The 24,005-nt window shown below is 66.0% G+C and carries 27 protein-coding genes; 14 read left to right on the forward strand and 13 right to left on the reverse strand.

Annotation, left to right across the window (positions count from 1 at the left end; all coding sequences use genetic code 11):
* Positions 1 to 7: 7 nt before the first annotated feature.
* Both ACOI2T_RS14625 and ACOI2T_RS14630 read left to right on the forward strand, forming a co-directional pair.
* Positions 8 to 379: a VOC family protein gene (locus ACOI2T_RS14625; RefSeq protein ID WP_421876864.1), complete on the forward strand. Its 372-nt coding sequence runs from the start codon at positions 8 to 10 to the stop codon at positions 377 to 379.
* Between the two features lie 81 nt (positions 380 to 460).
* Complete coding sequence (locus tag ACOI2T_RS14630; RefSeq protein WP_409501741.1) at positions 461 to 1,327, forward strand: mycofactocin-coupled SDR family oxidoreductase; 867 nt, start codon at positions 461 to 463, stop codon at positions 1,325 to 1,327.
* A gap of 50 nt (positions 1,328 to 1,377) precedes the next feature.
* On the opposite strand, the gene ACOI2T_RS14635 is transcribed toward ACOI2T_RS14630, so the two are convergent.
* Entirely contained in the window at positions 1,378 to 2,091 is a 714-nt protein-coding gene (locus tag ACOI2T_RS14635) for a TetR/AcrR family transcriptional regulator (protein WP_409501742.1), read from the reverse strand.
* 247 nt (positions 2,092 to 2,338) lie between these two features.
* On the opposite strand from ACOI2T_RS14635, the gene ACOI2T_RS14640 reads away from it, so the two are divergent.
* A complete protein-coding gene (locus ACOI2T_RS14640; RefSeq protein WP_409501743.1) occupies positions 2,339 to 3,838 on the forward strand; it encodes a long-chain-fatty-acid--CoA ligase in 1,500 nt (499 codons plus the stop codon).
* Between the two features lie 214 nt (positions 3,839 to 4,052).
* Here the strand turns inward: ACOI2T_RS14640 and ACOI2T_RS14645 are convergent, their stop codons facing one another.
* Positions 4,053 to 5,090, reverse strand: a complete 1,038-nt coding sequence (locus ACOI2T_RS14645) for an NADP-dependent oxidoreductase (protein WP_409501744.1) — start codon at positions 5,088 to 5,090, stop codon at positions 4,053 to 4,055.
* Positions 5,091 to 5,244: 154 nt separating this feature from the next.
* On the opposite strand from ACOI2T_RS14645, the gene ACOI2T_RS14650 reads away from it, so the two are divergent.
* Together ACOI2T_RS14650 and ACOI2T_RS14655 are read left to right on the forward strand one after the other, a co-directional pair.
* Positions 5,245 to 5,775, forward strand: coding sequence for a nuclear transport factor 2 family protein (locus ACOI2T_RS14650; RefSeq protein WP_409501745.1), 531 nt, complete (start codon positions 5,245 to 5,247; stop codon positions 5,773 to 5,775).
* Complete coding sequence (locus ACOI2T_RS14655; RefSeq protein WP_409501746.1) at positions 5,772 to 6,230, forward strand: DUF3237 domain-containing protein; 459 nt, start codon at positions 5,772 to 5,774, stop codon at positions 6,228 to 6,230. Before ACOI2T_RS14650 ends, ACOI2T_RS14655 begins: the two co-directional genes overlap by 4 nt.
* Before the next feature lie 38 nt (positions 6,231 to 6,268).
* Here the strand turns inward: ACOI2T_RS14655 and ACOI2T_RS14660 are convergent, their stop codons facing one another.
* Genes ACOI2T_RS14660 through ACOI2T_RS14670 form a run of 3 tightly spaced genes read right to left on the reverse strand, consistent with a single transcriptional unit; the run spans position 6,269 to position 8,393 of the window.
* Positions 6,269 to 6,775 (reverse strand): DinB family protein, encoded by a 507-nt coding sequence (locus ACOI2T_RS14660; protein WP_409501747.1) that lies wholly within the window; start codon positions 6,773 to 6,775, stop codon positions 6,269 to 6,271.
* Positions 6,772 to 7,569, reverse strand: coding sequence for a thioesterase family protein (locus ACOI2T_RS14665; RefSeq protein WP_409501748.1), 798 nt, complete (start codon positions 7,567 to 7,569; stop codon positions 6,772 to 6,774). Before ACOI2T_RS14665 ends, ACOI2T_RS14660 begins: the two co-directional genes overlap by 4 nt.
* The gene (locus ACOI2T_RS14670) at positions 7,566 to 8,393 is read right to left on the reverse strand and encodes a RecB family exonuclease (protein WP_067852931.1); all 828 of its coding nucleotides are present in this window, start codon (positions 8,391 to 8,393) and stop codon (positions 7,566 to 7,568) included. Before ACOI2T_RS14670 ends, ACOI2T_RS14665 begins: the two co-directional genes overlap by 4 nt.
* A gap of 85 nt (positions 8,394 to 8,478) precedes the next feature.
* Here ACOI2T_RS14670 and ACOI2T_RS14675 point away from each other — a divergent pair, with 85 nt between their 5' ends.
* Positions 8,479 to 9,318, forward strand: a complete 840-nt coding sequence (locus ACOI2T_RS14675) for a tRNA (adenine-N1)-methyltransferase (protein ID WP_409501749.1) — start codon at positions 8,479 to 8,481, stop codon at positions 9,316 to 9,318.
* 1 nt (position 9,319) lies between these two features.
* Here ACOI2T_RS14675 and ACOI2T_RS14680 read toward each other — a convergent pair whose 3' ends face one another.
* The 3 genes from ACOI2T_RS14680 to ACOI2T_RS14690 are packed head-to-tail and all read right to left on the reverse strand — an operon-like array spanning position 9,320 to position 10,667.
* On the reverse strand, positions 9,320 to 9,613 hold the full coding sequence (locus tag ACOI2T_RS14680) for a DUF503 domain-containing protein (protein ID WP_067852927.1): 294 nt from the start codon (positions 9,611 to 9,613) through the stop codon (positions 9,320 to 9,322).
* A gap of 1 nt (position 9,614) precedes the next feature.
* Positions 9,615 to 10,154 (reverse strand): lipoprotein LppK, encoded by a 540-nt coding sequence (gene lppK, locus ACOI2T_RS14685; RefSeq protein ID WP_409501750.1) that lies wholly within the window; start codon positions 10,152 to 10,154, stop codon positions 9,615 to 9,617.
* Between the two features lie 9 nt (positions 10,155 to 10,163).
* On the reverse strand, positions 10,164 to 10,667 hold the full coding sequence (locus tag ACOI2T_RS14690; RefSeq protein WP_085149622.1) for an MTB12 family secreted protein: 504 nt from the start codon (positions 10,665 to 10,667) through the stop codon (positions 10,164 to 10,166).
* A 145-nt stretch (positions 10,668 to 10,812) separates the two neighbouring features.
* Here ACOI2T_RS14690 and arc point away from each other — a divergent pair, with 145 nt between their 5' ends.
* Positions 10,813 to 12,642 (forward strand): proteasome ATPase, encoded by a 1,830-nt coding sequence (gene arc / locus ACOI2T_RS14695; RefSeq protein ID WP_067852917.1) that lies wholly within the window; start codon positions 10,813 to 10,815, stop codon positions 12,640 to 12,642.
* Here arc and ACOI2T_RS14700 read toward each other — a convergent pair.
* A complete protein-coding gene (locus ACOI2T_RS14700; protein WP_409501751.1) occupies positions 12,575 to 13,774 on the reverse strand; it encodes a DUF418 domain-containing protein in 1,200 nt (399 codons plus the stop codon). The two genes, arc and ACOI2T_RS14700, sit on opposite strands and share 68 nt — an antisense overlap.
* A 48-nt stretch (positions 13,775 to 13,822) precedes the next feature.
* Between ACOI2T_RS14700 and ACOI2T_RS14705 the strand changes: the two genes are divergently transcribed.
* Complete coding sequence (locus tag ACOI2T_RS14705) at positions 13,823 to 14,380, forward strand: TetR/AcrR family transcriptional regulator (protein ID WP_409501752.1); 558 nt, start codon at positions 13,823 to 13,825, stop codon at positions 14,378 to 14,380.
* On the opposite strand, the gene ACOI2T_RS14710 is transcribed toward ACOI2T_RS14705, so the two are convergent.
* Complete coding sequence (locus tag ACOI2T_RS14710) at positions 14,322 to 15,263, reverse strand: LysR family transcriptional regulator (protein ID WP_409501753.1); 942 nt, start codon at positions 15,261 to 15,263, stop codon at positions 14,322 to 14,324. The two genes, ACOI2T_RS14705 and ACOI2T_RS14710, sit on opposite strands and share 59 nt — an antisense overlap.
* 72 nt (positions 15,264 to 15,335) lie before the next feature.
* On the opposite strand from ACOI2T_RS14710, the gene ACOI2T_RS14715 reads away from it, so the two are divergent.
* The gene (locus tag ACOI2T_RS14715) at positions 15,336 to 16,313 is read left to right on the forward strand and encodes a DMT family transporter (RefSeq protein WP_409501754.1); all 978 of its coding nucleotides are present in this window, start codon (positions 15,336 to 15,338) and stop codon (positions 16,311 to 16,313) included.
* Here ACOI2T_RS14715 and ACOI2T_RS14720 read toward each other — a convergent pair.
* The gene (locus tag ACOI2T_RS14720; RefSeq protein ID WP_409501755.1) at positions 16,195 to 17,352 is read right to left on the reverse strand and encodes a hypothetical protein; all 1,158 of its coding nucleotides are present in this window, start codon (positions 17,350 to 17,352) and stop codon (positions 16,195 to 16,197) included. The two genes, ACOI2T_RS14715 and ACOI2T_RS14720, sit on opposite strands and share 119 nt — an antisense overlap.
* A gap of 91 nt (positions 17,353 to 17,443) precedes the next feature.
* Between ACOI2T_RS14720 and ACOI2T_RS14725 the strand changes: the two genes are divergently transcribed.
* Positions 17,444 to 18,850, forward strand: coding sequence for a sensor histidine kinase (locus ACOI2T_RS14725; RefSeq protein WP_234790942.1), 1,407 nt, complete (start codon positions 17,444 to 17,446; stop codon positions 18,848 to 18,850).
* Here the strand turns inward: ACOI2T_RS14725 and ACOI2T_RS14730 are convergent.
* Positions 18,802 to 19,500: a response regulator transcription factor gene (locus tag ACOI2T_RS14730; RefSeq protein ID WP_409501756.1), complete on the reverse strand. Its 699-nt coding sequence runs from the start codon at positions 19,498 to 19,500 to the stop codon at positions 18,802 to 18,804. The genes ACOI2T_RS14725 and ACOI2T_RS14730 overlap by 49 nt on opposite strands.
* 129 nt (positions 19,501 to 19,629) lie before the next feature.
* Positions 19,630 to 20,277 carry a porin MspA gene (locus ACOI2T_RS14735; protein ID WP_409501757.1) on the reverse strand — a complete coding sequence of 216 codons (648 nt, stop codon included), beginning with the start codon at positions 20,275 to 20,277 and terminating at the stop codon, positions 19,630 to 19,632.
* A gap of 541 nt (positions 20,278 to 20,818) precedes the next feature.
* On the opposite strand from ACOI2T_RS14735, the gene ectA reads away from it, so the two are divergent.
* From ectA to thpD, 4 genes are all read left to right on the forward strand, one after another.
* Positions 20,819 to 21,364 (forward strand): diaminobutyrate acetyltransferase, encoded by a 546-nt coding sequence (gene ectA / locus ACOI2T_RS14740; RefSeq protein WP_409501758.1) that lies wholly within the window; start codon positions 20,819 to 20,821, stop codon positions 21,362 to 21,364.
* An 82-nt stretch (positions 21,365 to 21,446) separates the two neighbouring features.
* Entirely contained in the window at positions 21,447 to 22,709 is a 1,263-nt protein-coding gene (gene ectB / locus ACOI2T_RS14745; protein ID WP_409501759.1) for a diaminobutyrate--2-oxoglutarate transaminase, read from the forward strand.
* 15 nt (positions 22,710 to 22,724) lie between these two features.
* A complete protein-coding gene (locus ACOI2T_RS14750; protein WP_409501760.1) occupies positions 22,725 to 23,117 on the forward strand; it encodes an ectoine synthase in 393 nt (130 codons plus the stop codon).
* Entirely contained in the window at positions 23,114 to 24,004 is an 891-nt protein-coding gene (thpD, locus tag ACOI2T_RS14755) for an ectoine hydroxylase (protein ID WP_409501761.1), read from the forward strand. The genes ACOI2T_RS14750 and thpD overlap by 4 nt, the downstream gene beginning before the upstream one ends.
* The last annotated feature ends 1 nt before the right edge of the window (position 24,005 follow it).

The following is a 24,005-nucleotide window of genomic DNA, read 5'->3' on the forward strand; positions in this document are numbered from 1 at the left end:
AATCCTCGTGCGCGACCTGGACTTCGCACGTACGCAGTGGTGTGATCGATTTGGCGTCGAAGTTGCTCGCACGGTTGATGTTCCGGATATGGGCATCAGCGCGACGTTCCTCAATGTTTCCGGGGCAGAGGTCGAGTTGTACACCGTCCACGACCCCGACGCGCTTGATGCAGCCCTCGGCGGAGCACCGGCAAAGCTTGACCACGTGGCCCTACGGCTACACCACGCCGATGGCCCTGAACTCGTCGGTTGCGCGATCCGGGGGCCTGGACGCGCGGATCCGATCGCAGCACCGATTCTGATGGGCGACGCCACCCATGTCTGGACCGAGCCTCCCGGAATCGATGTCCTGCTCCAGCTGATCAGGCCGGCCGCGTGAGGTCGCGATCTATATCCGTTGGCCCACAAACGGTCTCACTGACAGGCCGGCCGTAAACAAATCACCAACTAAGGAGTGAACATGGGACGCATGGAAGGAAAGGTCGCGCTCATCACCGGCGCGGCCCGAGGCCAGGGGCGGGCACACGCGATCCGCCTCGCCCAGGAAGGTGCAGACATCCTGGCCTTCGACTGCCCGGCGAACGGCCGAGTTCCGTATCCGGTTGCCACGGCCGCCGATCTCGAGATCACGGTCAAGGAAGTGGAGGCGCTGGGCCGGCGAATCATCGCGCATCAAGGCGACGTTCGTGAGCAGGCCCCGCTGGAGAAGTTGGTCGCGGAGGGGGTGCAGGCCTTCGGCGGGCTGGATGTCGCAGTGGCCAACGCCGGCATCTGGACGGTGCACCCGTTCGCGGACATTCCCGAGGACGAGTTCCTGGATGTGCTCAACGTCAACATCATGGGGCCCTGGCGCACCCTCAAGGCGGTAACCCCCGCCATGAAGGCGCGCGGGGGTGGCTCGGTGATCATCACCTCGTCCGGCAATGGTGTCGAGGGATCTCCCCACTACGTTCACTATGTCGCGTCGAAACACGGCGTACTCGGATTGGCGAAGAGCGCCGCACTCGAGTTCGGCCAGTACGGCATTCGAGTCAACTCGCTCCTTCCCGGGCCCACTGATACTCCCGCCCTGGATTGGCAAGGTGGTTATGACCTTTGCGCGGGGAAAGGGCCCGGAAATGGCGTCAAAGAGGATCTACAGGGCGCGAAGTACTGGGCGGTTCTCCGGGATGTGGGCCTGCTGCCGCCGCAGGCCATGAGTGAGGCGGTGCTGTGGCTTGCCTCCGACGAATCACGATGGACGACAGGCCTCGAGATGTTGGTCGAGGGCGGTCACATGCTCATGCCGGGGCTGAACATGACGAAAATGGCCTTGGACAACCAGTAGTTTCCGAGCGCACGCTTCAACTCAGGTGAGCCCTCTGCGAAAGGCGTCGATCACGCCTTCTTCGCAGAGGGCTTGCGGCGCTTAGTAGATTTTTCAGCAGGCTTCCAGTCGAGGCCGTAGACCGTCCGGAGCCAAATGGTGGTCACCGTTTCGGCCATGCTCTCCAACGGAATTGCATTCTCGCTGCGCATACTCATCAACGAGAGGTTGCGTTCGCCCATCCACATCAACGCCGCGGCCAACGATCTGGCCGGTGGCCCGTCGATCGCCACGCCGGCAGCTCTGTCTCGCTCGATGCTGGCGGCCGATGCGTCGATGAAACGGCCGAGGATGGTGTCCCACTGCGTCTGCAGGTCCGGCTCGGCCGCCGCGGCGTCGCCGACTTCACGGAGAACGTGACCGTGGCGCTCCCAGACCTGGATGACCTCTTTGACCGCGTGCTCGATGGCCGCCTCCGGCGGCATCCCGGCGGGACGCTCAAAAATCAGCTGCGACGCTTGGAACACATCGGCGGTGACCCGCGAGAGCAGCGCGGACAGTACCTGCCACTTGGACTCGAAGTAGAAGTAGAACGATGAGCGCGACAACCCCGCGCGCTTGGTGAGATCGTCGATGGATATGTTGCGCAGGGGCGCCGTGCGCAACAGGTCGTAAGCACCTTCCAGGATTGCCTGCTCGCGCCTGTCGCCTTTGATGTTTCGCCGGCCCACCCGTGTTTCCGCTGCGCCAAGGCTGAAAGATGAAGTGGACGCCATGACGACCATGATAGGTCAGACCAACTACGAAGCCCGTGTAGCGCAGTGGGACGCACCGGCAAATTTAATCGACGATGTGTTGATAATACTGCACATGGAGTGCATACTGGGCGTGTTGCATCGGCCCGGCTCTTGATGTTCGTGCCGGCGCCGACCGTCTGCTCAGATTTGGCCGCTGTTCTGCTTGCGCTCAAACGGGATTCGCACGCCGGCCGCGGAATGAAATGCGAGCTCTATTTCAAAGCAGGAGTCAACCGTGTCCAACCTCGCCGGCAATCTCGTCGCGACCGCCCACAAATATGGCGACCGGCCAGCCGTGAAGCTCGAAGAGTACGTCCTGTCCTACGGGCAGCTACATCAGCGCGCCGCGGCTGTGGCCGGAGATCTGCGAGCCCGGGGCGTGCTCCCCGGCGACCGCGTGGGCCTGATGCTTCCAAACGTCCCCGCGTACCCCGTGCTGTTCTACGGTGCCCTCCTGGCGGGAGCGGTTGCAGTGCCGATGAATCCGTTGCTCAGCGCGCGCGAGGTCGAGTACTACCTCACCGACTCGGGTATGAAGCTGGTGTACGGGTTGGACGGGAGCGATGCCGTCGTGTCGGCCGCGGCGGAGAGGGTTGGGATTCGTTCGGTATTGGTACCTCCTACGGGTCCAATCAACATGTCCGGCAACGCGATCTATGAGGCAGCCGATCGAACCGACGACGACACCGCTGTCATCCTCTACACCTCCGGGACCACAGGAAGGCCCAAGGGTGCAGAACTCACCCACCGGAACATGTCGACCAACGCCGCGACGACAGTGGACACCTTGATCAACGTGGGCCCCGAAGACGTGATCCTCGGTTGCCTGCCGTTGTTTCATGTCTTCGGCCTCACCTGCGGACTCAATGCAGCGGTCAAAGCCGCTGCCCTGCTGACACTCGTTCCACGTTTCGACGCGACGAAGGCCCTGGAGGTGGTGGCACGCGATCGAGTGACGGTTCTTGAGGGTGTGCCCACCATGTATGCCGCGATGATGCATTCTCCCGACGCAGACGACACCGACATGTCCTCGCTCCGCACGTGTATCACCGGCGGCGCACCCATGCCCGTCGAAATTCTCAGAGCGTTCGAGAAGAAGTTCGACTGCGAGATCTACGAAGGGTACGGGCTGTCGGAGACGGCACCAATCGCCTGTTTCAACCAACCCGGGCACGAACGCAGACCCGGCACCATCGGGATACCCGTACGGGGCTGCGCGCTGCGGATCGTCAACGACGACGGCGCAGACGTTCCCGACGGCGTACCCGGCGAGATCGCCATTCAGGGCGAGAATCTGATGAAGGGATACTGGAACCGGCCTGACGCAACAGCCGAAGCCATCCCCGATGGGTGGTTCCGAACTGGGGACATCGCCACGCGCGACAGCGACGGGTACTACACCATCGTCGATCGGAAGAAGGATCTGATCATCCGAGGTGGATACAACGTGTATCCCCGCGAAGTCGAGGAAGTTCTCTACGAACATCCTGCGGTCGCTGAAGCAGCCGTGATTGGCATCAAACACGAAGACCTCGGGGAGGAGATCGGCGCGGCCGTGGCGCTCAAACGTGGCGCGCATGCCGACGCCGACGAACTGAAAACCTTCGTCCGAGGCCGAATCGCAGCGTACAAGTACCCGCGCGAAATCTGGTTCGTCGACGCCGTGCCCAAAGGCCCGACCGGCAAGATCCTCCGGCGCGAGGTGCAGCCGCCAAATCCGGACGGGATCAGCTGAGTCACGGGAACTTTCACCCGCTAACGTGACCGCTCAGTCGGCCGAATGAGCGGGGTCTGTCTGTCGGAATGCCGCCATATCGAGGTCGCCTGCGCTCGCCCGGTGTCACGTTGTACCGCAAGAAAGCTGTTGTGCATCAGTGAAATGACGTGAGTCCCAAATCCGGTGACACTCGGCTCGGTGTTGGTTCAGTGCTCTGAATGGGCCCTGGAGCTCAGGGGAGAGGTGCGACCTGGACGACCGCTTTTCCTCGGGTGCCGCCGGACAGCGCTTGATTGAGCGTCTCCCGAGCGTTCTCCAGGCCTTCGACAATGGTCTCGTCGTATGTCAATGAGCCTTCGCCCAGTGCCGCAGCGAGCTTTCCGATGATCTCGGCGTAGCGGTCGATGTGGTCGGTAACGATGAAGCCCCGCAAGGTCGCTCGCTGCATGAGCAACTGGTTGGCGTTGCGCAGGCCCGGTTGGTCACCGTTCTCGCTGTAGGTGTCGTACTCCGAGATCAGACCGCACAACGCCACGCGGGCGCCGATGTTCAGCCGGCCCAGCACATGGTCCATGATGGGGCCGCCCACGTTCTCGAAGTCGACGTCGACGCCGTCGGGGGTCGCGTCGTCGAGTTGCTCACGCCAGTTGTCCGAGTGTCGGTCGACGCATGCGTCAAATCCCAGCTCTTCCACCAGATGTCGGCACTTTTCAGCCCCGCCGGCGATGCCGACCACCCGGGCGCCACGCTGCTTTGCGAGCTGTCCGGCGATAGAACCGACGGCGCCTCCCGCGGCTGAGACGACAACCGTCTCACCCGGCTGAGGATCGCCCAGCTCAACGCCGATGAACGCGGAAATGCCGGTGTGGCCGAGTACTCCGAGGAATGCGGGAAGCGGCGCAGGCAGCGGGTCCGGCAGAACGGTGAACGGGAACTCCAGAACGGAATCGTCAGCGACGCAATACTCTTGCCACCCGGTGAAGCCGAGCACGAACGCGCCGACCGGCAGATCGTCTCGGCGGCTTTCGACCACCTGCCCGACACCGAGGCCGCGCATCACCGCGCCCAACTCGACCGGCGGGATGTATGAGCGCAACTGGCTCATCCAGACCTGGTTTGTCGGGTCGAGCGACAGGTACAGGGTGCGGACCAGCGCCTGCCCGTCGGCAAGTGCACCGATGGACTCCTCGACCCATTCGAGGTCTTGCTCGGTGACCTGGCCTTGCGGCCGCCGCCGCAGCCGGAAGAGGCGATTGTTGGTCGTTTTCATGGCGATTCCTCGTTTGTGGGGGGGTACGCGAGTGCCGCGGAACGGCGGCAAGTCCATCCACGAGAGTAGACGAGTAGTCGGTAGTAGTCAACGCAACGTCGAAAATGGTGTCGACACACTGTTGACTATTAACGACAGATCGTGCAATGTCGATTTGGTCACTCGGCTGAGTCAGCAGCCGACCAAAGGATGGAGGCGGCGCATGAGCGTACAAACGGACAACCGCGCGACGGTTGAGCGATTCTGGTCGGCCCTTGATGATGGTCCACCTCGCGGCGAGGCGTTGGAGGCGTGGAAGGACATCTTTGCCGAGGATGCCGTCTGGGAGATGCCCTTCGCTCCAGAGCCGCTCGCCGATACCGTCGCTGGCCGGCATCTGATCGGTCATTTCATCGACTGGTTCTTCTACTCCGTGCCGGACCTCCGGATCGATTCGCTGACCGTGCACGACACGACCGACCCGGAACTCTTCATTCTGGAACTGCACGGAAAGGCGACGGTCACGCAGACCGGAAAGGTCTACGCCAACACCTACTGCACCCACATGCGGATCCGGGACGGCAAGGTTGTGCTGATCCGCGAGTATTTCAATCCCAACGTCGTGGTCGAGGCTTTCGGACCCGACGTGATCGCCGAGGGCATGTCAGCTGTGATGGCTGCCGCCGGAGTGGGTGCGGCCCAATGAAGTTGGAACCGGAGTTCAGCTACACCGCAGAGCTTGCCGAACCCCAGATCGTCGGCCCGGGACCCTACGGACTACGCCAGGTCCTCGCCGTCACCGGCGGCAAAGTCACCGGCAACCGATTCAGCGGAACCGCCGCCCCCGGCGGCGGAGACTGGCTACTGGCCGGCGAGGACGGCTACGGCCGACTCGACGTACGCGCCCAGTTCTACACCGACGACGGCGCCGTCATCTACATGAGCTACCAAGGCCTGGTCGAAGTCACCGAAGCCGCCGCAGACGCCCTCGGCGGCGCCACCACCGGCACCGACTTCGGAGACCACTACTTCGTCACCACCCCACGCCTGGAATCCGGCCACCCCAAATACAAATGGGTCAACCAAACCATCTTCGTCGGACAAGGACGCATCCAACCCGGACCCATCGTCGAATTCCAAGTCTTCCGAGTCGCCGCATAGCACGCCCTGGGTGTAGACCGGCGAGGCCGAGAGCTCGGTCAGCTCACCGCGCGCAGCATGCGCAGCTGACCGATCTCGGCAGCGTTCTTCGTGAGCTCGACGTGCAGCCACAGGACGGTGTCGGCGGCGGTGCGGCCGGACCCCTCACCCCACGGAAAGTCCGCGGCGGCTGCGAGATCCGCGGCCGTCAACGAATCCAACAGATCACGCCACTGGGTGGCCAACGTTCGGATGCGTTCGACCGAAGCCGTGGTGCCGGGCCAGTCGATCTCGGTGCGTTGCGGTGGCACCTGGTCGGTGAAGTGAGCGAGCGCCGTCGACCACCAGAAGATCATGTGCCAAGTGAGCCAGCCGATGGTGGGTACCGGGATCGGGTCCGGCTCGGTATCGGCCCAGTCGGGGTACCAGCGTCCCGACCCGTCCTGGTGCACGGTCCACACCAGAGGCGCTGGGGCCCAGAGGAAGTCGTCGGCGGTGAGCGAAGCCAGGTGCAGATCGGCGAGCGCCCAGGCGAGCTCGAACTGACGGCGGAGCGGGTCGATCACGGTGCCCGCATCACCAGCAGGGTTTGCGCGGAGGTCCCGATGAACCCTTTGCGGTCGAAGATCTCGGCTGTCGTGGCACCGATGCCGTCCGGGCCGATCGACTCAAGCGCCCGCAACGCGAAGTCCGAGCCCTCCGGGAGACGGTGCAGATGCACCGAGGTGTCGGTGTTCATGAACACGAACCGCTGCGGATCGAGCGCTGCGCCAACGCCGTTGGCGGAATCCACGACGAGTGCGAGCCGCTGGATGGCCGTCGTCTCCTCGTCGTCGACCACCGGTGTCAGCGGACTCATCCACACCTCGGCGGCCTCGCCTTCCGCGGTGCGCTGGCGCCGCCACGACACGGTGTCGAGGTATCCGGGTGCGCCTTCCCAGTTGTGGGCGACCTCGGCGGCCTCACCCTCGACGAGCGGCGGGTGGCGGTCGGTGGCCACGTCGCTGGTGTCGCTGGTCGCCAGCAGCCATGCCGACACCTTCGCCACGGCGCGCCACGTGCCGTCGGGCCGGGCGGCGGCCATCTCCGCGACGGCCATCGAGATCCGCGCGCCGGGACGGTCGACCCACGCCCGAACGCGCACCGGCGCAACCGGAATCGCGCCGAGGATGTCCAGCGTCAACCGCCCGATCCGCAACCCGGATGGGGCCATGAGCTCTTCGATCGCCTTGGTCAGCAGCGCCAGCGGCGGCGACCCGTGCTGAATCGCCGGATCCCAGTTACTCCGGGTGTCGGCGGTGGACTCGAACAACTGGAACTCACCGTCGGACCCGGTCCGACGGTAGTGGCACCCGATCATGCAGCGAATTCCTCCGGCCAACCCGGGTACGGCGGCGGCGTCCCGCCGAACGCCGGGCACAACGTCTGATGCGCACACCACGAACACAACCGCGACGGATTCGGCCGGAAATCACCGGTCGCTCCGGCGGCCTGGATGGCTCGCCACATGGCCATCAGGGTGCGTTCGAAACGCACGAGTTCGTCATGGTCGGGGGCGTAGTCGAGCACCTGGCCGTCGGCCAGATACACGAGCCGCAACCGGGCAGGCATCACGCCGCGCGATCGCAGCAACGCGACGGCATAGAACTTCATCTGGAACATCGCCTTGAATTCGGCGAGGGTCCTGGCCTCGGGCGGCGCCTTGCCGGTCTTGTAGTCGACGACGCGCAACTCACCCGTCGGGGCGAGATCGATGCGGTCGACGAACCCGCGCAGCAGGGTGCCGTCGGCCAGCTCCACTTCGAGCCGCTGCTCACAGCATTCGGGATCGAATCGGGTCGGATCCTCCAGCCGGTAGTAACCCGACAACAGTGCCCGAGCCTCGTCGAGGAGCACCGCGGGCTGTTCGATGTCGGCCAATTCGGGCTCAGCGGCCACCACGCGGTCCCAGGCCGGCTCGACGAGCCGCATCGCGGTGTCGTGCCCCCGCTCGGCCGCGGGCAGCCCGTAGAGCTGCTCCAGTGCGGCGTGCACGAGCGATCCGCGAAGCTGCGCAGTCGAGCGCGGCTCGGGGAGGCGGTCGATCGCGCGGAACCGGTACAGCAGCGGGCACTGCTTGAAATCGCTGGCCCGCGACGGCGACAACGCTGGACGACGCACCACTGCGGCCGGCTCGTCACTCATACTCAGCAGCCTATGACCGGCCGGTGACAAATTTGCGGAACCCCGTGCACTCGGCCCGTCGGCGCAACTGGCAAGCTGGACCACTGTGCCAAGAACAGGACCATTCGCCGTCGGTGACCGCGTGCAGCTCACCGACGCGAAGGGCAGGCACTACACGATGGTGCTCAACCCGGGCGGCGAGTTCCACACGCACCGCGGCATCATCCCGTTCGACGAGGTGATCGGGCTGCCGGAAGGCAGTGTCGTCAAATCCACGAGCGGTGATCAGTTCCTCGTGCTGCGGCCGCTGCTGGTCGACTACGTGATGTCGATGCCGCGCGGCGCGCAGGTGATCTACCCGAAGGACGCCGCGCAGATCGTGCACGAAGGCGACATCTTCCCCGGCGCGCGCGTGCTGGAGGCGGGCGCCGGATCAGGCGCGCTGACCTGTTCGCTGCTGCGCGCCGTCGGACCGGAAGGCCGGGTGACGTCGTACGAGGTCCGCGATGACCACGCCGTGCACGCCGAGCGGAACGTCACCACGTTCTTCGGTGAGCGGCCACCGAACTGGGATCTCGTGATCGGTGACGTCGCCGAGTACACGGGGCCCGAGATGGACCGCGTCGTCCTCGACATGCTCGCCCCGTGGGACGTGCTGCCCGCGGTCTCGCAGGCGCTCGTCGCTGGCGGGGTGTTGATGATCTACGTCGCGACCGTGACCCAGCTGTCGCGCGCGGTGGAGGCTTTGCGTGAGCAGCAGTGCTGGACCGAACCGCGCGCGTGGGAGAGCATGCAGCGCGGCTGGCACGTCGTGGGTCTCGCGGTGCGCCCGCAGCACACGATGCGCGGCCACACGGCATTCCTGATCAGCGTGCGCAAATTGGCGCCGGGCGCAGTCGCGCCGATGCCGCTGCGGCGCAAACGGCAACTCGGCGGCGGTATCTAGTTCAGTCGTCGCTGCGGTGCAGACCGCGGCGCGTGGAGAGCAGATCGACCTCGGGGCGGCCGGCGACCATGCGCTCGGCGGCGTCGAGGACGTCGACCACGTGCGCGCGGTCTGCGGCCACGACGGCGATGCCGATGCCCGCACGCCGGTGCAGGTCCTGATTGCCGCTCTCGGCGGCCGATACCGACAGCTTGCGCTGCAGTTCGGCGATCACCGGCCGGATGACCGAGCGTTTCTGCTTGAGCGAGTGCACGTCGCCGAGCAGCAGATCGAATTCCAGCCAGCCGATCCACATGTCAGCGGGGCGGCGTCGGCGATGGGGCCGCGGCGGCACCCATCTCAAGCAGTAGGTCGGCGGTGTGTCTGGTCAACTGCCAGTCTGGGCCGCTCTGCGTGAACTCCATGGGAAAGCTGAACCGGCGGCTCGGCTCGTCGCCCGCGGTGCTGACGTTGATCGTGGCGACCACGTTGCCGGGTTCGGACTGCGACCACGCCAGATCGGTGGCCTCGAAGCTCAGCGGCGTGAAGCCGTTGTCGACGAGAGCGCGCCCGAATTTGTCCAGGGCGGCGGCATCGTCCGGGGTCGACTGCTCGACGAGGTTGACCTTCTCGGCGCCTGGGACGTTGACGTCGGCGAGTCGATAGAGGACTCCGGTGAGCGCATCCGGGGCGGGTAGCGGGTCAGCGGGCGGGGGTGGCGGCGGCATGAGCTCCGACGCCGTGGGTGAGGTGGCAGGCGTCGCGGCAGGCCGGTCGTCGTTGCCGCACCCCGATAGCCCGAGTGCCGCCACGGTGACCGTGGCGGCACTCAGGACTGCGATTCGGGAACGGATCAACGACCCGCGTCAGCCGACCGACGACAGCAGCGACAGGGCCGATCCCTTCGAGATCTGCCAGCCGGTGGGGCTCGGGCCTGCCACGAACTGGATGTTCTGGGTGGCCGTGCCGCCGGTCGCCGCGGTCGCGGTGACGTCGGCGTAAGCGACGCCGCCCTCCTGGTTGATGTTGGCGACGACGAAGGTCAAGGGGAACTTGCCCTCGGCGGCGGCCTGGTTGTAGGCGCGGTCCGCGGCGATGCTCTCGACCCGCCCGATACCGCCCTGGATGTAGGGCGCCTTGCCCTTGAACGAACCGCCACCGGCGAGCGCCTGCAGGGTCTGGACCAGCGGTGCTTCGAGATCGGGCGCGGGAAGCTGCGGCAGCGGGGCGCCGAACACGACCGGCTGGACGGCTGGGGCGCTCGACATTCCGCTGGATGCAATGGAAGTCACACCCGCCGCGGCGCCGCCAACCACAGCGGCCGCTGCAGCTGCGGTGATGAAGCCGGTAACGAGGGTTTTCGGGGTCACGACTGTCCTTTCGATCGGACCAACTGAACTAAGAGGCTAACAGTGGTGCTGGTGTGTCGAGTTCCTAGACCGCACACAAAGGCTGAATCGCCGGTAGCGTTGAAGTTGTTACTGCACCAACTTCCGGTGCGGGAGGGAGCGCAATATGAGTGAGTCAGAGCGTTCGGAAGGTTTCCCCGAGGGTTTTGCAGCGCACATGTCCAGTGAAGATGCCGCTGAGCTTGAAGCGTTGCGCCGGGAGGCCGCAATTCTGCGCGAGCAACTGGAGAACGCGGTAGGGCCCCAGAGCGGCTTGCGCAGCGCGCGGGACGTTCACCAACTCGAGGCCCGGATCGACTCGCTGGCAGCGCGCAACGCCAAGCTGATGGACACCCTCAAGGAAGCCCGCCAGCAGCTGCTCGCCCTGCGCGAGGAGGTCGACCGGCTGGGCCAGCCGCCCAGCGGTTACGGCGTACTGCTGGCCACTCACGAGGACGACACGGTCGACGTGTTCACCTCGGGCCGCAAGATGCGGCTGACCTGCTCACCCAACATCGAGACCGCGACACTCAAGCAGGGCCAGACGGTCCGGCTCAACGAAGCGCTCACGGTCGTCGAGGCCGGCACCTTCGAAGCGGTCGGTGAGATCAGCACGCTGCGCGAGATCCTGGCTGACGGCCACCGCGCTCTCGTGGTCGGGCATGCCGACGAGGAGCGCATCGTCTGGCTGGCCGAACCGCTGGTCGCCGCGGAGGATCTGCCCGAGGATCCCGAGGCCGTGCTCGACGACAGCCGTCCGCGCAAGTTGCGGCCCGGTGACTCGTTGCTGGTCGACACCAAGGCGGGTTACGCGTTCGAGCGGATCCCCAAGGCCGAGGTCGAGGACCTGGTGCTCGAAGAGGTGCCCGATGTCAGCTACAACGACATCGGTGGCCTGGGACGCCAGATCGAGCAGATTCGCGACGCCGTCGAGTTGCCGTTCCTGCACAAGGAGCTCTACCGCGAGTACTCGCTGCGTCCGCCGAAGGGTGTGCTGTTGTACGGCCCGCCCGGTTGCGGTAAGACGCTGATCGCCAAGGCCGTGGCGAACTCGCTGGCCAAGAAGATGGCCGAGGTCCGTGGTGATGACGCGCGTGAGGCGAAGAGCTACTTCCTCAACATCAAGGGCCCGGAGCTGCTGAACAAGTTCGTCGGTGAGACCGAGCGTCACATCCGGCTGATCTTCCAGCGCGCCAGGGAGAAGGCCTCCGAAGGCACCCCGGTGATCGTGTTCTTCGACGAGATGGACTCGATCTTCCGCACCCGCGGCACCGGCGTCAGCTCAGACGTCGAGACGACGGTTGTGCCGCAGCTGCTTTCGGAGATCGACGGTGTCGAGGGCCTGGAGAACGTCATCGTCATCGGCGCGTCGAACCGTGAAGACATGATCGACCCGGCGATCCTGCGGCCCGGCCGCCTGGACGTCAAGATCAAGATCGAGCGGCCGGACGCCGAGTCGGCACAGGACATCTTCTCGAAGTACCTCACCGAGGATCTGCCGATCCACGCCGACGATCTGGCCGAGTTCGGCAGTGATCGCGCGCTGTGCATCAAGGCGATGATCGAGAAGGTCGTCGACCGGATGTACGCCGAGATCGACGACAACCGGTTCCTGGAGGTCACCTATGCCAACGGTGACAAGGAAGTCATGTACTTCAAGGACTTCAACTCCGGTGCGATGATCCAGAACGTGGTCGACCGGGCGAAGAAGAACGCGATCAAGTCGGTGCTGGAGACCGGTCAGCCCGGTCTGCGTATCCAGCACCTGCTCGATTCGATCGTCGACGAGTTCGCCGAGAACGAGGACCTGCCGAACACCACGAATCCCGACGACTGGGCCCGGATCTCGGGCAAGAAGGGTGAGCGGATCGTCTACATCCGCACGCTGGTCACCGGGAAGAGCTCGAGTGCGTCGCGGGCGATTGACACCGAGTCGAACCTGGGTCAGTACCTGTAGTCGCGGTGCCCGCCAGGGCCCGGTAGCTGGTGTTCCACAGCCACTCCACCGGGCCCCGGCGGAATCTGCGCAGCCACACGTGCGCGAACGCCATCACGACCGCGGCCACCGCGAGGTAGATCGCGACGGTGGCCGGAACCCGCTGCGATTCCGGAATCGTCGCGGCCAGCCCGAGGCCCCAGCCGTAGCAGATCGACGAGGCGACGACGTTCTGTAACACATAGCTGGACAACGCCATTCGGCCGACTTCGGCAAGCCGCCGGCCGGGCCAGCCGGGAGTTGGCCGCCGGATGTAGAGTTCGGCGACCACGGCAAGGATGGCCAGCGACACGAACGGTGCCACGCCGTAACGGGCCAGAATCAGCCCGGTGTCCCCGCCGGCCACCTCAAGGGCGATGTCGAGCGGCAGCGCCACCGCGAGACCGATCCACATGAGCCTGCGCCGTAGTGCGGCTCCACGCGCCTCCAGCACCCCGGCGTGAAAGAGGCGCGCGCCCAAGAGAAACAGGGCTATCGACATCGGGAAGATCAGCACGGTCTCCAGGCGGAACAGCGCCAGATGATCGATGCGAAAGAGCACCAGGTCCCAGAATGAGCCGTCCGCATACGGATTCGGGTCCAGCTTCGGTGCCGGGCCATCGGGTGCGGGCATCGCCAGCAGCGCCCAGGTGAGCAGTGCCAGCATCGCGACGTGGACGCCGGCCGCGGTGGCGATGATCCGGCGCTGCGTGCGCGGCGACGTCACCAGCAGATACGAGACGATCCAACCCGTGATGGCGTAGCCCATCAGTACGTCGAACTCGGTGAAGAGCAGGAAATGGACGATGCCGTCGATCAGCAGCAGCAGTGCGCGCCACGGATAGCTGCCGGGCCACCGCTGCCCGGCCGCGATGGCCGAACGTTGTTGTAAGGCAAGGCCGATTCCGAACATGACGGTCAGCAATCCCAGGAACTTGCCTTGCGCCAGTAGTTGCAACGCAACTTCCACGCCGCGCCAGGGGGAGTCGGCGGGGCCGTTGAGGTAGCCGATCAGGCCCTCGGGGTTGGTGAAGATCCAGATGTTGGTGCCCAACGTGCCGAGTATCGCGATTCCGCGCGGGACGTCGAGCGACTGCAGCCGTGTCGAGGGCATGCCGCGCACGCTACCATACGAACGTATTGGTGGGAGTATGCTTGAGCGGTGAGCGCGCCGTATGAGCGGATGGCCGATGCGGTACTGAGCGTGCTGGTGGCCGACGGATTCGAAGGCGTATCGGTGCGCAAAGTCGCTGCGCTGGCGAAGGTTTCGATCGGCGCGGTGCAGCATCACTTCCCGACCAAGGATGCGATGCTGGCCGCCGCGATGGACCGCGCCAATGCACGGTTCCTGGCCCGGCTCGGTGAGCGGCTGTCGCCGGATGCACCCGCTGCGCAGCGCTTGGAGGATCTCGCGGTCGCCCTCGTGTGTCCCGATCCACGAGATCGCGACATCAGCGTGGCGTGGTTGTTACGGCTCGCGAGAGCCGCGGTCGACGAGCAGACCGCGGTGCGTCACCGCGAAGACTGGGCGCGCGTGGCGAAGTGGCTGGCCGAGTCGATCGCGGCCGCCGCACCGGGCGTCGACGCCGACCTGGCGGCGGTGGAGCTGCTGGCACTGCTCGACGGGCTCGCCTGTTCGGTCGCCGTCGAGCCCGATCGGGTCAGTGCCGAGCTGGCCGAACGGATTGCCCGCGAGCATGTTCGGCGGCTGCTGAGGTGATGTCGCCGGCGACGGTGCACAACACGTCGAGTGTCGCGGCCACCGCCGGCCGCGCGCTCGCCCCGGCGCGGGTGATGGCCTCCACACGCCTGGCCAAGGTGATGTCGCTGATCGGCAAGCGCACCAGGGCGCGGGCCAACCGCACGTGCCTGGGCATCAACGCGATACCGATGCCGGCGTGGACGAGTTCCTCGGCGACGCGGAAGTCATTGACCCGCTGCGCGATTCGGGGCGCGATCCCGGACAGGATCGTGAGCGAGTTGAGTACGTCGTCGACCATGAGTCCACCTTCGACACCGACCCACTCCTCGTCGGCCAGCTCGGCGAGCCGAGCGTGGTCGCGTTCGGTGAGCCGGTGTCCGGGCGGCAGCAGAATGTCGAGCGGCTCCCGCAGGAGCTCGATCGATTCGAACCGCGGTCCCCATGGCGACATATCGCGATCGTCGCGGTGGACGACGACCACGTCGAAGTCGGCGAGTTGTGCAGGTGCCTGCGCTGCGGGGAGGTCGATATCGCGGCCGAGGATCGTGACCCCGCGACGTGCCGCACCGCTGATCAACGGGGCCAACAACATCGCGGCGCCGGACGGAAAGAACGACACCCTGACGGTGCCGCGCGGCGTTGTGCCGTAGGCATCCATCTCCGCTTTCGCCCGATCGAGCGCCGCCAGCACGGCGTCGGCGTGACCCACGAGAACCCGGCCGGCATCGGTGAGCCGCAGCCGTCTGCCGTCGGGTTCGACCAGCGGCACGCCGGCCTCTTTCGCCAGGATTTTCAGCTGCTGCGACACGGCCGACGGTGTCATGGACAGCACCTGCGCGACCGCGCCCACCGTGCCGTGATCGGCAAGTTCGCGCAGCATCCGCAGGCGACCCGCATCCATGTAGAAATTCTACATATAAACTGAAGAAACATTAGCTTGACTGAACTGAGGTCGGCTCGCAGGCTGGTCGTCATGCCCAACCGCCGTACAGACCTCGCTGTGCTGTGCGTGGCCGCGGTGTGGGGATCCAGCTACCTGGCCATGAAGGCGATCGCCGGCCCCGACACCGTTTTCGCCGTGCTGACCGTGCGGTTCGCCATTGCCGCAGCGGTTCTGTCGATCGTGCTGAGCCGCCGGCTGCGGGCTCTGACGAAGGCCGAGGTGGCATCGGGCGCGGTGGGCGGAATCCTTCTCGCGGCCGTTTGCGCATGCGAAACCTATGGCGTGACACAGACTTCGGCATCCAACGCCGGACTGATCATGGCACTGACCATCGTGGCGACGCCGATACTGCAGCGGTCGGCCGTCGCGCCGCGGTTCTACGTTGCCGGCGCACTCGCGATGGTCGGCTGTGGGCTGCTGACGCAGGCGGGCGGCTGGGCCGTGCCCGGCACCGGTGACATGGTCGTCGCCGCCGCGGCACTGTTGCGCGCCGTCCACGTGGTCACGATGGCGCGATTGTCTGTTGCGCGTGAGATCGACCCGGCCCGAACGACTCTCGTTCAGCTGGTCACCGTGGCCGCGGTGTCGATGGTGCTCACCGGCGCCTCGGGGCAGTCGGTCGGCGCCTTGATGACGACGCTGAACCCGGCACAGTGGGTGCTCACCTGTTATCTGGCCTTGGCGTGCACGGTGTTCGCATTCCTGATCCAGCTGCGTGCGCTTGCGACGGCGAATCCGGCGCGCGTGAGCCTGCTGTTGGGAACCGAGCCGCTGTGGGCCGCCGGCATCGGCGTGACACTGGCCGGAGACGCGGTGACGGTCGCGGGGTTCGCCGGCGCGGTGCTCGTGTTGACGGGCACCGGCTGGGGCCGGGCCATTCTGACGCCGGTCACCGACGCTCAAGCTCCAGATACGCGTCACGGCCGGCCAGGCTCACCGCGACGTCGGCGATCAGCGGATCGAAGAACCGCTGCCGGTACAACGGATCGACGCTTGTGCTCACCGTGAAATAGAGCCCGGACAACACCGCGACGAACAACGACATGTGCACCACGGTCTGGGGGAGCGGGATGTGGATGCCGAACCACGTTCCGGCGCAGGGCGGTTCGCCCACCTGGCAGACCTCCTCGGCCGACCAGAGCACCAGCACATCGTCGGGGATCGCGATCATCCCGAGCCCGAGGAAGAACACGAACAGTCCGATGGTGAAGAACACCACCTGAATCGCCTGGGACACGACCATGACGGCCACCACGTTGAACTGCTCGGCCAACGACAGCGGTGTCCGTCGCGGCGCCTCCCGCCCGGTTTCCAACGCCAACGGGGTACCGGCCAGCAGCGTGGCGGGGTCGTCGAGTGCCGCGCGGTCCTCCCGCAGCGCCCGGACCTCGTCGCGAATCGTGGCGACCATGAACAAGATCGCGATGGCGGCCAGGAACGCGATCGTCTCCCACAGCCGCTGGCGTGTCATGCGCGCCGACAACTGCCACAGCTCGCCGGTGAAGTACACGACCACGGTCAGCATCATCAACGGCAGCGCCCGGCTCATCAACGTGCCCAGTGCCCCGAGCTGCACCCAGGCGAACCGGAAGGCCCACAACGCGATCGAGCCGAACCCGAGGTAGGTGAGCCATACCGCCAGTGCTGCGACGACCGCGAAGCCGATCGCCTCCGCCGCGGCGAAACCGGAGAAGCCGCCGTCGGCGAATGGCAGGCCGAACACGAACAGCGCCATCACGAGCAGTGCCGCGGACCGTCTTCCGGCGTCGCCGCGGGTCGTCCTGGCACGGTGCAGCAATTCGAGTGCGAACGGTGCGGCGAACAACACCGCCGTCAGCACGCCCAGTTTGATCACCGCGCCGACGTCGACGTCGGGCTCGGTGATCTCGGCCAACGTCAGCATCAGCGCGATCACGCCCCCGAGTGCGCCCACCATGGGCGCCGACCGTTCGATCAGCCGGTGGGACCGGACTCGCCGGGTCAGCACCAACGGCAGCCCGCGGTGGAGAAACCAATCGTGCACACCGCGCATGTCGGCCACGGGCATATTGTGCGCGACTTCCCTCGGCGCGGCGGTGCAGCACGCCGAGATGGCGCGAACCTGGCTCTGGTGGTGGACTGGTCGGGATATGACGCGCATGCCCGACCGCTTGGCCCGGCTGTTCCAGCCCAAATACTGGGGTGTGTCGGCGCGCTCGGCCGCGGTCGCGGGCAGCGTGGTGTTCGTGGCACTCACGGTGGCCGGTGTGGTGCTCGCCGCCGTCGTGTACCGGACCCTGCTGTCCGGGGTCGAGAGCGCGGCGGTGCATCGGGTGGGTCAGATCTCCGCCGACCTGGAATCCGGCGGACCGGCCCAGCTCGACGCCACGTTGCTCGCCACCGACCGACGAGTCCTCGCCGTGCAGGTGATGACGCCGAACGGGACGGTGGTCCGGAGATCGCCATCGGCGCCGACCACGCCGCTGATCCCGCTCGACGAGATCGGTCCCGGACTGCAGATCGGCATACCGGAACACGCCTCGCCGTTCGGCCAGATCCAGTTCAGCTCAGGAACAGTCGATACGCGCAGCGGTCGGTACATCGTGTTGGTGGGCGAGGGCACCGAGGCGGTGATGTCGACCGTGCAGGCCGTCGCCATCGCGCTCGCCGTGTGGACACCGCTTGTCATGGGGGTGTCGGCGGCGGCCACGTTCGTGCTCGTCCGGCGGTCGATGCGGTCGGTCGACCGGATCCGGACACGGGTCGCCGAGATCAGCACGTCCGATCTGGCCGAGCGGGTGCCGGTGCCGAACAGCCGCGACGAGATCGCCGCGCTGGCGCAGACCATGAACGAGATGCTGGCCCGCATCGAGGACGGCCACGCCGCGCAGAAGAGGTTCGTCGCCGACGCCTCCCATGAACTGCGCAGCCCCTTGGCGACGATCATCTCGGCACTGGAAGTCGCGGCCGATCACCCCGAGCTGCTCGACCAGGAACTGGCAGTCAGCACCCTCATGCCCGAGGCGCACCGCATGCGGTTGTTGGTCGACGACCTGTTGTTGCTCGCGCGTGCCGATGAGCACGGGCTCGCCATGGGGCACGACGATGTCGATCTCGATGATCTCGCGGCGCGGGAAGCCGAGAAGCTCCGGCGCGAAACGTCGTTGCAGATTCGGGCCGACATCAGCCCGACGCGGGTCACCGGCGACGCCGGCGCGCTCGCGCGAGTCCTGCGCAATCTCGTCGACAACGCGGCGCGACATACGGTTTCGTTGATCGACATCTCGGTGCACACCGACGGCGATCGCGCTGTCATGAGTGTCGGCGATGACGGGCCCGGCATTCCCGAGCCGGACCGGCTGCGCGTGTTCGATCGCTTCGTCCGGCTCGACCCGGACCGGTCACGCCGCGGCGGCGGGTCGGGACTCGGCTTGGCGATCGTCGCGGAAGTCGTTGCCGCACATCACGGTAGCGTGCGAATCGAGGACAGCCCAGCGGGCGGGACGCGCGTGACCGTTCAATTGCCCCTGGCCGGTGCGTCGTACGCACCGGAATCGAGCCGATAGCCGACCCCGCGGATCGTGCCGATGGTGTTGGTGCCGAAGGGGATATCGATCTTGCGCCGCACGTATCCGACGTAGACCTCGACGACGTTGTCGGGTCCCTCGTAGTGGGCGTCCCATACGTTGTGGAGGATCTCGGTCTTGGTGACGACCGTGTCCTTGTTGCGCATGAGGTATTCCAGCAGCCCGTACTCGCGCGGCGTCAACGCGATCGACGTCCCGCATCGTTCGACGGTCCGGCGCGCCGGGTTCAGCGACAGCGTGCCCGCGGTGAGCACCGTCGGCCGTTGCGGGGCACCGCGGCGGACCAGCGCGCGCAGCCGGGCGACCAGAACCCGGAAGGAGAACGGCTTGGTCAGGTAGTCGTCGGCGCCCAGATCGAACGCGTCGGTCTGGTCGTACTCACCGTCCTTGGCGGTCAGCATCAGCACCGGCGTCCACACGCCTTGCCCGCGCATCCGCCGCAACACCTCGTAACCGCTGATGCCGGGAAGCATGATGTCGAGCACCACGACGTCGAAGTCGTGCTCGGTGGCCTGCCACAGGCCGTCCACGCCGTCGGAGGCCGTCACCGCGACGAAGCCCTCGGCTTGCAGTCCCACGGTCAGCGTCGATGCCAGCCGCGGCTCGTCCTCGACGACCAGCACCTTCACCTGCGGTACATCCCTTCATGCGCGGGTGGCCGGCGCGTCACGTTTCGGGCAACCAGTCAATTGTCAACGAGAGCATGACATGGCGAAACGTGAGGCGCCGGCCCTGTTCTGGCTTCCATTGTGCCGCGATCAGTTCATGTTCCACGGTTCGCCGTAGGTGGTGACGCTGTCACCGGTGGAGGCGATCAGGCGAGCGAACGGACGCAGCAGCACGCCGCCGGCCGCACCGGTGACGGTGCCGTGGGCGTTGGAGACCGCCACGCCGCCGGCCGCACCGGAGACGTCGACCGAGAAGGTGGCGACTTCCTGGATGCCGGGGCCGTTGCCCAGGTCAGCCGAGATCGACACGCCGGGAAACAGATTGGGCGTGATGACGGAATCCAGACCGAACGGCGGCTGGGTGATGTTGCCCTGGTCGATGAGGATGTTGGGGGTGGTGTAGCTGAAGTTGATGCCAACGCCCAGCGACCACGGGAAGCCGATCTGGTAGCCGAGCTCCAGCGTGCCCTCGAACTCATCGGCACCGGGGCCGGCGACGATGTACTTGGCGCGACCGGAGTGGAACCACTCACGGGTCAGGCGGTTGCGGTCCAGGGGGAACACACCGTTGAGGAAGGTGTCCCACTGCTGGATGGTCAGGGTGCGGTCCTGACCGTCAACCAGGCTCAGCTCGTTGTCCAGACCAGCATGTGCGGTACCCGTGCTCGCGAACAGACCCGCGACGGCCGCAATAATCGCGGTTGTCAACGCGATCAGCATCCGACTGATTGCCTTCATTTTCTCCCTAGCTATGTCAACGCCGATAAACCTCGCTGCGGTCACCGTTGACCTAGAGGCCGGATGAGAGTGCCAAGTAATCGCTGTGAGGACGCTGAGAAGGCGTCATCAGAGGGAATTCCCCTGCTCAACGGCCGATCCGGAGGCGAGCGGGAGATCGCCGAGTTGTCAATGTTTGCCGTCAATTCGCCTTTTGTTCAGCTAAGGAATGACTTCCCGAGGAATAGCGAATTGCCGACGGGTGAAATGGCTCGGGCGACATTTCATTCCGGCCCGAGACGCGGCGACGGCGCGACTGCCGCGAACCGGGCGAGGCGGCGCCGGACCGCAAGGTAACGATTCGATAACGTCACTGATGTTTCTTCAAAATCTTTCGGTCGCGGCGTTTCCGCAGGTCAAGCGCGGTTGTCGCGAACCCGATCCGGCGCCGATCGCGGTGTCGCGGCTTGATCATGACCCCCGCGTGTGCTTACGGTCCCAGGCACCGATGACGTGAACTGACGATGATTGCTGACTGTTCGGTGGTGACTCTCAACTCGATATGCGCGTTTTAGAAAGCGCCCCGGGACGCCATTCCCGGGAAGAATTCCTGCGCCTGCCGCAGGGCTCCGATGCGATCGGCATCCGCGAACTCGCGGCGGCCACCGGAGTGCTCGATCTCAATTCCACCTACGCCTACCTGCTGCTGGCGACCGATTTTGCTGCGACGTCAATTGTGGCCGAATCCGGCGGCGAACTGCGTGGGTTCATCACGGGATATCACCCACCACCGCGGCCCGACGTGCTGTTCGTCTGGCAGGTTGCCGTGGCGCCGTCGGCGCAGGGCAGTGGGCTGGCGAGCACGATGCTCGACGGCCTCGTGCACCGCGTGCGCACGCAACGGCGCGGACATCCCATCACCGTGGAAGCCACTGTGTCGCCGGGCAATACGGCGTCACGCGCGTTCTTCGGCGCCTTCGCGCGCCGCCACGGCGTTCCCCTCGTCGAACACCCCCATTTCGAGAGCGATCTCCTCGATGCCGAAGGCGGCCACGAGGACGAGCCGATCCTGCGGATCGGCCCGATCGCGACCCCGCTGTCCCGCTGAGGCCGCACGCTCGAAACCGTTTGATAAGTAGCGATTTCCTTTGATCGGAGGATCAATCTTGACGCTCGCCACGACAGCACCGATGACCGAATCCGACCTGCCCGAGGTGTTCAGCTCGGTCGAATCCGAGGTTCGCAGCTACTGCCGCGGCTGGCCCACGGTCATGCAGAGCGCCACGGACTCCTGGGTCACCGACACCGACGGTCGTCGTTACATCGACTTCTTTGCCGGAGCGGGCGCGCTGAACTACGGACACAACAACCCGGCCCTCAAGGCGCCATTGATGCAGTACCTGGCTTCCGACGGAATCGTGCATTCGCTGGACATGGCGACCGAGGCCAAGCAGCGATTCCTGGAGGCGTTCCAACGGGTGATCCTGAAGCCGCGCGGGCTCGACTACAAGGTCCAGTTCCCGGGGCCGACCGGGGCGAACTCCGTCGAGTCGGCGCTCAAGCTCGCCAGGAAGGTCACCGGCCGCGAGTCGGTCATCAGTTTTACCAACGCTTTTCACGGGATGACCCTCGGCGCACTGTCGGTCACCGGTAACTCGATGAAGCGGGCCGGTGCCGGCATCCCGCTCGTGCACGCCACGCCGATGCCCTACGACAACTACTTCGGTGGCGTGACCGAGGACTTCCAATGGTTCGAGCGGGTGCTCGACGACTCCGGGAGCGGGCTCAACCGGCCCGCTGCGGTGATCGTCGAAACCGTGCAGGGCGAAGGCGGTCTCAACGTCGCGCGCATCGAATGGCTGCAGGCCCTTGCGGATCTGTGCCGTACCCGCGACATCCTCCTCATCGTCGACGACGTCCAGATGGGCTGTGGCCGCACCGGGCCGTTCTTCAGCTTCGAGGCCGCGGGCATCGTGCCCGATATCGTCACGTTGTCGAAGTCGGTGAGCGGTTACGGATTGCCGATGGCGTTGACGTTGTTCCGGCGGGATCTCGACGTGTGGGCGCCCGGTGAACACAACGGCACGTTCCGCGGACACAATCCGGCCTTCGTCACCGCCACCGCCGCACTCGAAAACTACTGGGCGACATCCCAATTCAGTTCCGACGTGACCCTCAAGGGCAACCTGATCAGGGCCCGGCTCGAAGAGATCGCCGCACGCTACGACGGTGTGTCGGCGCGGGGCAGGGGGATGGCGCAGGGACTCAAGTTCGAAGACGATGTCCGGGCCGGTGAGGTGTGCCGGGCGGCATTCGGCCGGGGTGCGTTGATGGAGACGAGCGGGCCGTCCGACGAGGTCGTCAAACTGCTTCCGCCACTGACGACTTCGGCAGCCGACCTCGAAGCCGGACTCGACATCCTGGCCGAATCGATCGCTGTCACCCTGAGCTGAGAGGGAGAAACCCACATGATTGTGCGAACCACCGCAGAAATCACCGGAACCGACCGCGATGTGTCGGACGGGACATGGCGGTCCAAGAGGATCATCCTCGCCGGCGACGGTGTCGGCTTCTCGTTCCACGAGACGACCATCGAGGCCGGTTCGGTCAACGAGTTCCGCTATGAGCACCATGTCGAGGCCGTCTGGGTCGTGGAGGGTACGGGCACGCTGACCAACCTGGAGACCGGTGAGCGCCACCCGCTCAGGCCCGGCACCATGTATCTGCTCAACGGCCATGAGCGCCACCGCGTCACGTGCGACGAGCAGCTCCGGATGCTGTGCGTGTTCAACCCGCCGGTGACCGGACAGGAAGTCCACGACGAGACCGGCGCCTACCCGCCGCCGCAGTCGGTCGCATGAGCGCGTCACCCGCCCTCGAGGACCCGTACCCGACGCGCCTCGATCACGCGATCGCGCCGATCCCGCGGCAGGACCCCACGGTGTGGGGGAGTGCGACCGACGGCCCGCTCGATCAGGACCGTCTCGACCGGATGTCGGCACAGGGCTATCTCATCCGGCCCGACACCGTCGCCGACGACCGGCTGCCGTCGCTGCGGCACGAACTCGACCGGATCGCAGCGGATCTCGAGCCCGGCGATCCCCGGGTCATCCGGGAGCCGGGTGGGTCGATCCGCTCGATCTTCGAGCCGCACCTGTTGAGCGAGCTCGTCGCCGAGGTGGTCCGCCTCGACACGGTGTTGCCCGTCGCGCGCCAACTGCTCGGCAGCGACGTCTACATCCACCAGGCCAGGATCAACCTCATGCCGGGCTTCACCGGTACGGGTTTCTACTGGCATTCGGATTTCGAGACCTGGCACGCCGAGGACGGCATGCCGGCCATCCGTGCCGTGTCCTGCTCGATCGCGCTGACGCACAACTACCCGTACAACGGCTCGCTCATGGTCATCCCTGGCTCGCACCAGACGTTCTATCCGTGCGTGGGCGCAACGCCGGAGGACAACCACGACACCTCGCTCGTGGTGCAGAGCATCGGCGTCCCCGACGAGACCACGCTGACGAAGGCCGTCGATCAGCACGGCATCGACCAGTTCACCGGGCCGCCCGGCTCGGCGCTGTGGTTCGACGCCAACCTGCTGCACGGGTCGGGCTCGAACATCACGCCGTTGCCGCGTTCGAACATCTTCCTGGTGTTCAACTCGGTCGAGAACAAGTTGGAGGAGCCGTACGCGGCGCCGCGGCGGCGGCCCGAATACCTGGCAGCCCGGTGCGCAACCAGCGTCACCTAGG

Origin of the sequence: Mycolicibacterium wolinskyi str. Jessa 2025 (assembly GCF_049241375.1) — a bacterium.
Taxonomy (GTDB): domain Bacteria; phylum Actinomycetota; class Actinomycetes; order Mycobacteriales; family Mycobacteriaceae; genus Mycobacterium; species Mycobacterium wolinskyi.

Coding starts and splice junctions, on each gene's coding strand:
- ACOI2T_RS14630 (WP_409501741.1), top strand. CDS start 461: ATGGGACGCATGGAAGGAAAGGTCGCGCTCATCACCGGCGCGGCCCGA.
- ACOI2T_RS14635 (WP_409501742.1), bottom strand. CDS start 2,091: ATGGTCGTCATGGCGTCCACTTCATCTTTCAGCCTTGGCGCAGCGGAA.
- ACOI2T_RS14645 (WP_409501744.1), bottom strand. CDS start 5,090: ATGAAAACGACCAACAATCGCCTCTTCCGGCTGCGGCGGCGGCCGCAA.
- ACOI2T_RS14655 (WP_409501746.1), top strand. CDS start 5,772: ATGAAGTTGGAACCGGAGTTCAGCTACACCGCAGAGCTTGCCGAACCC.
- ACOI2T_RS14665 (WP_409501748.1), bottom strand. CDS start 7,569: ATGATCGGGTGCCACTACCGTCGGACCGGGTCCGACGGTGAGTTCCAG.
- ACOI2T_RS14670 (WP_067852931.1), bottom strand. CDS start 8,393: ATGAGTGACGAGCCGGCCGCAGTGGTGCGTCGTCCAGCGTTGTCGCCG.
- ACOI2T_RS14680 (WP_067852927.1), bottom strand. CDS start 9,613: ATGTGGATCGGCTGGCTGGAATTCGATCTGCTGCTCGGCGACGTGCAC.
- arc (WP_067852917.1), top strand. CDS start 10,813: ATGAGTGAGTCAGAGCGTTCGGAAGGTTTCCCCGAGGGTTTTGCAGCG.
- ACOI2T_RS14700 (WP_409501751.1), bottom strand. CDS start 13,774: ATGCCCTCGACACGGCTGCAGTCGCTCGACGTCCCGCGCGGAATCGCG.
- ACOI2T_RS14710 (WP_409501753.1), bottom strand. CDS start 15,263: ATGGATGCGGGTCGCCTGCGGATGCTGCGCGAACTTGCCGATCACGGC.
- ACOI2T_RS14715 (WP_409501754.1), top strand. CDS start 15,336: ATGCCCAACCGCCGTACAGACCTCGCTGTGCTGTGCGTGGCCGCGGTG.
- ACOI2T_RS14720 (WP_409501755.1), bottom strand. CDS start 17,352: ATGCCCGTGGCCGACATGCGCGGTGTGCACGATTGGTTTCTCCACCGC.
- ACOI2T_RS14725 (WP_234790942.1), top strand. CDS start 17,444: ATGCCCGACCGCTTGGCCCGGCTGTTCCAGCCCAAATACTGGGGTGTG.
- ACOI2T_RS14735 (WP_409501757.1), bottom strand. CDS start 20,277: ATGAAGGCAATCAGTCGGATGCTGATCGCGTTGACAACCGCGATTATT.
- ectA (WP_409501758.1), top strand. CDS start 20,819: ATGCGCGTTTTAGAAAGCGCCCCGGGACGCCATTCCCGGGAAGAATTC.
- ectB (WP_409501759.1), top strand. CDS start 21,447: ATGACCGAATCCGACCTGCCCGAGGTGTTCAGCTCGGTCGAATCCGAG.
- ACOI2T_RS14750 (WP_409501760.1), top strand. CDS start 22,725: ATGATTGTGCGAACCACCGCAGAAATCACCGGAACCGACCGCGATGTG.
- thpD (WP_409501761.1), top strand. CDS start 23,114: ATGAGCGCGTCACCCGCCCTCGAGGACCCGTACCCGACGCGCCTCGAT.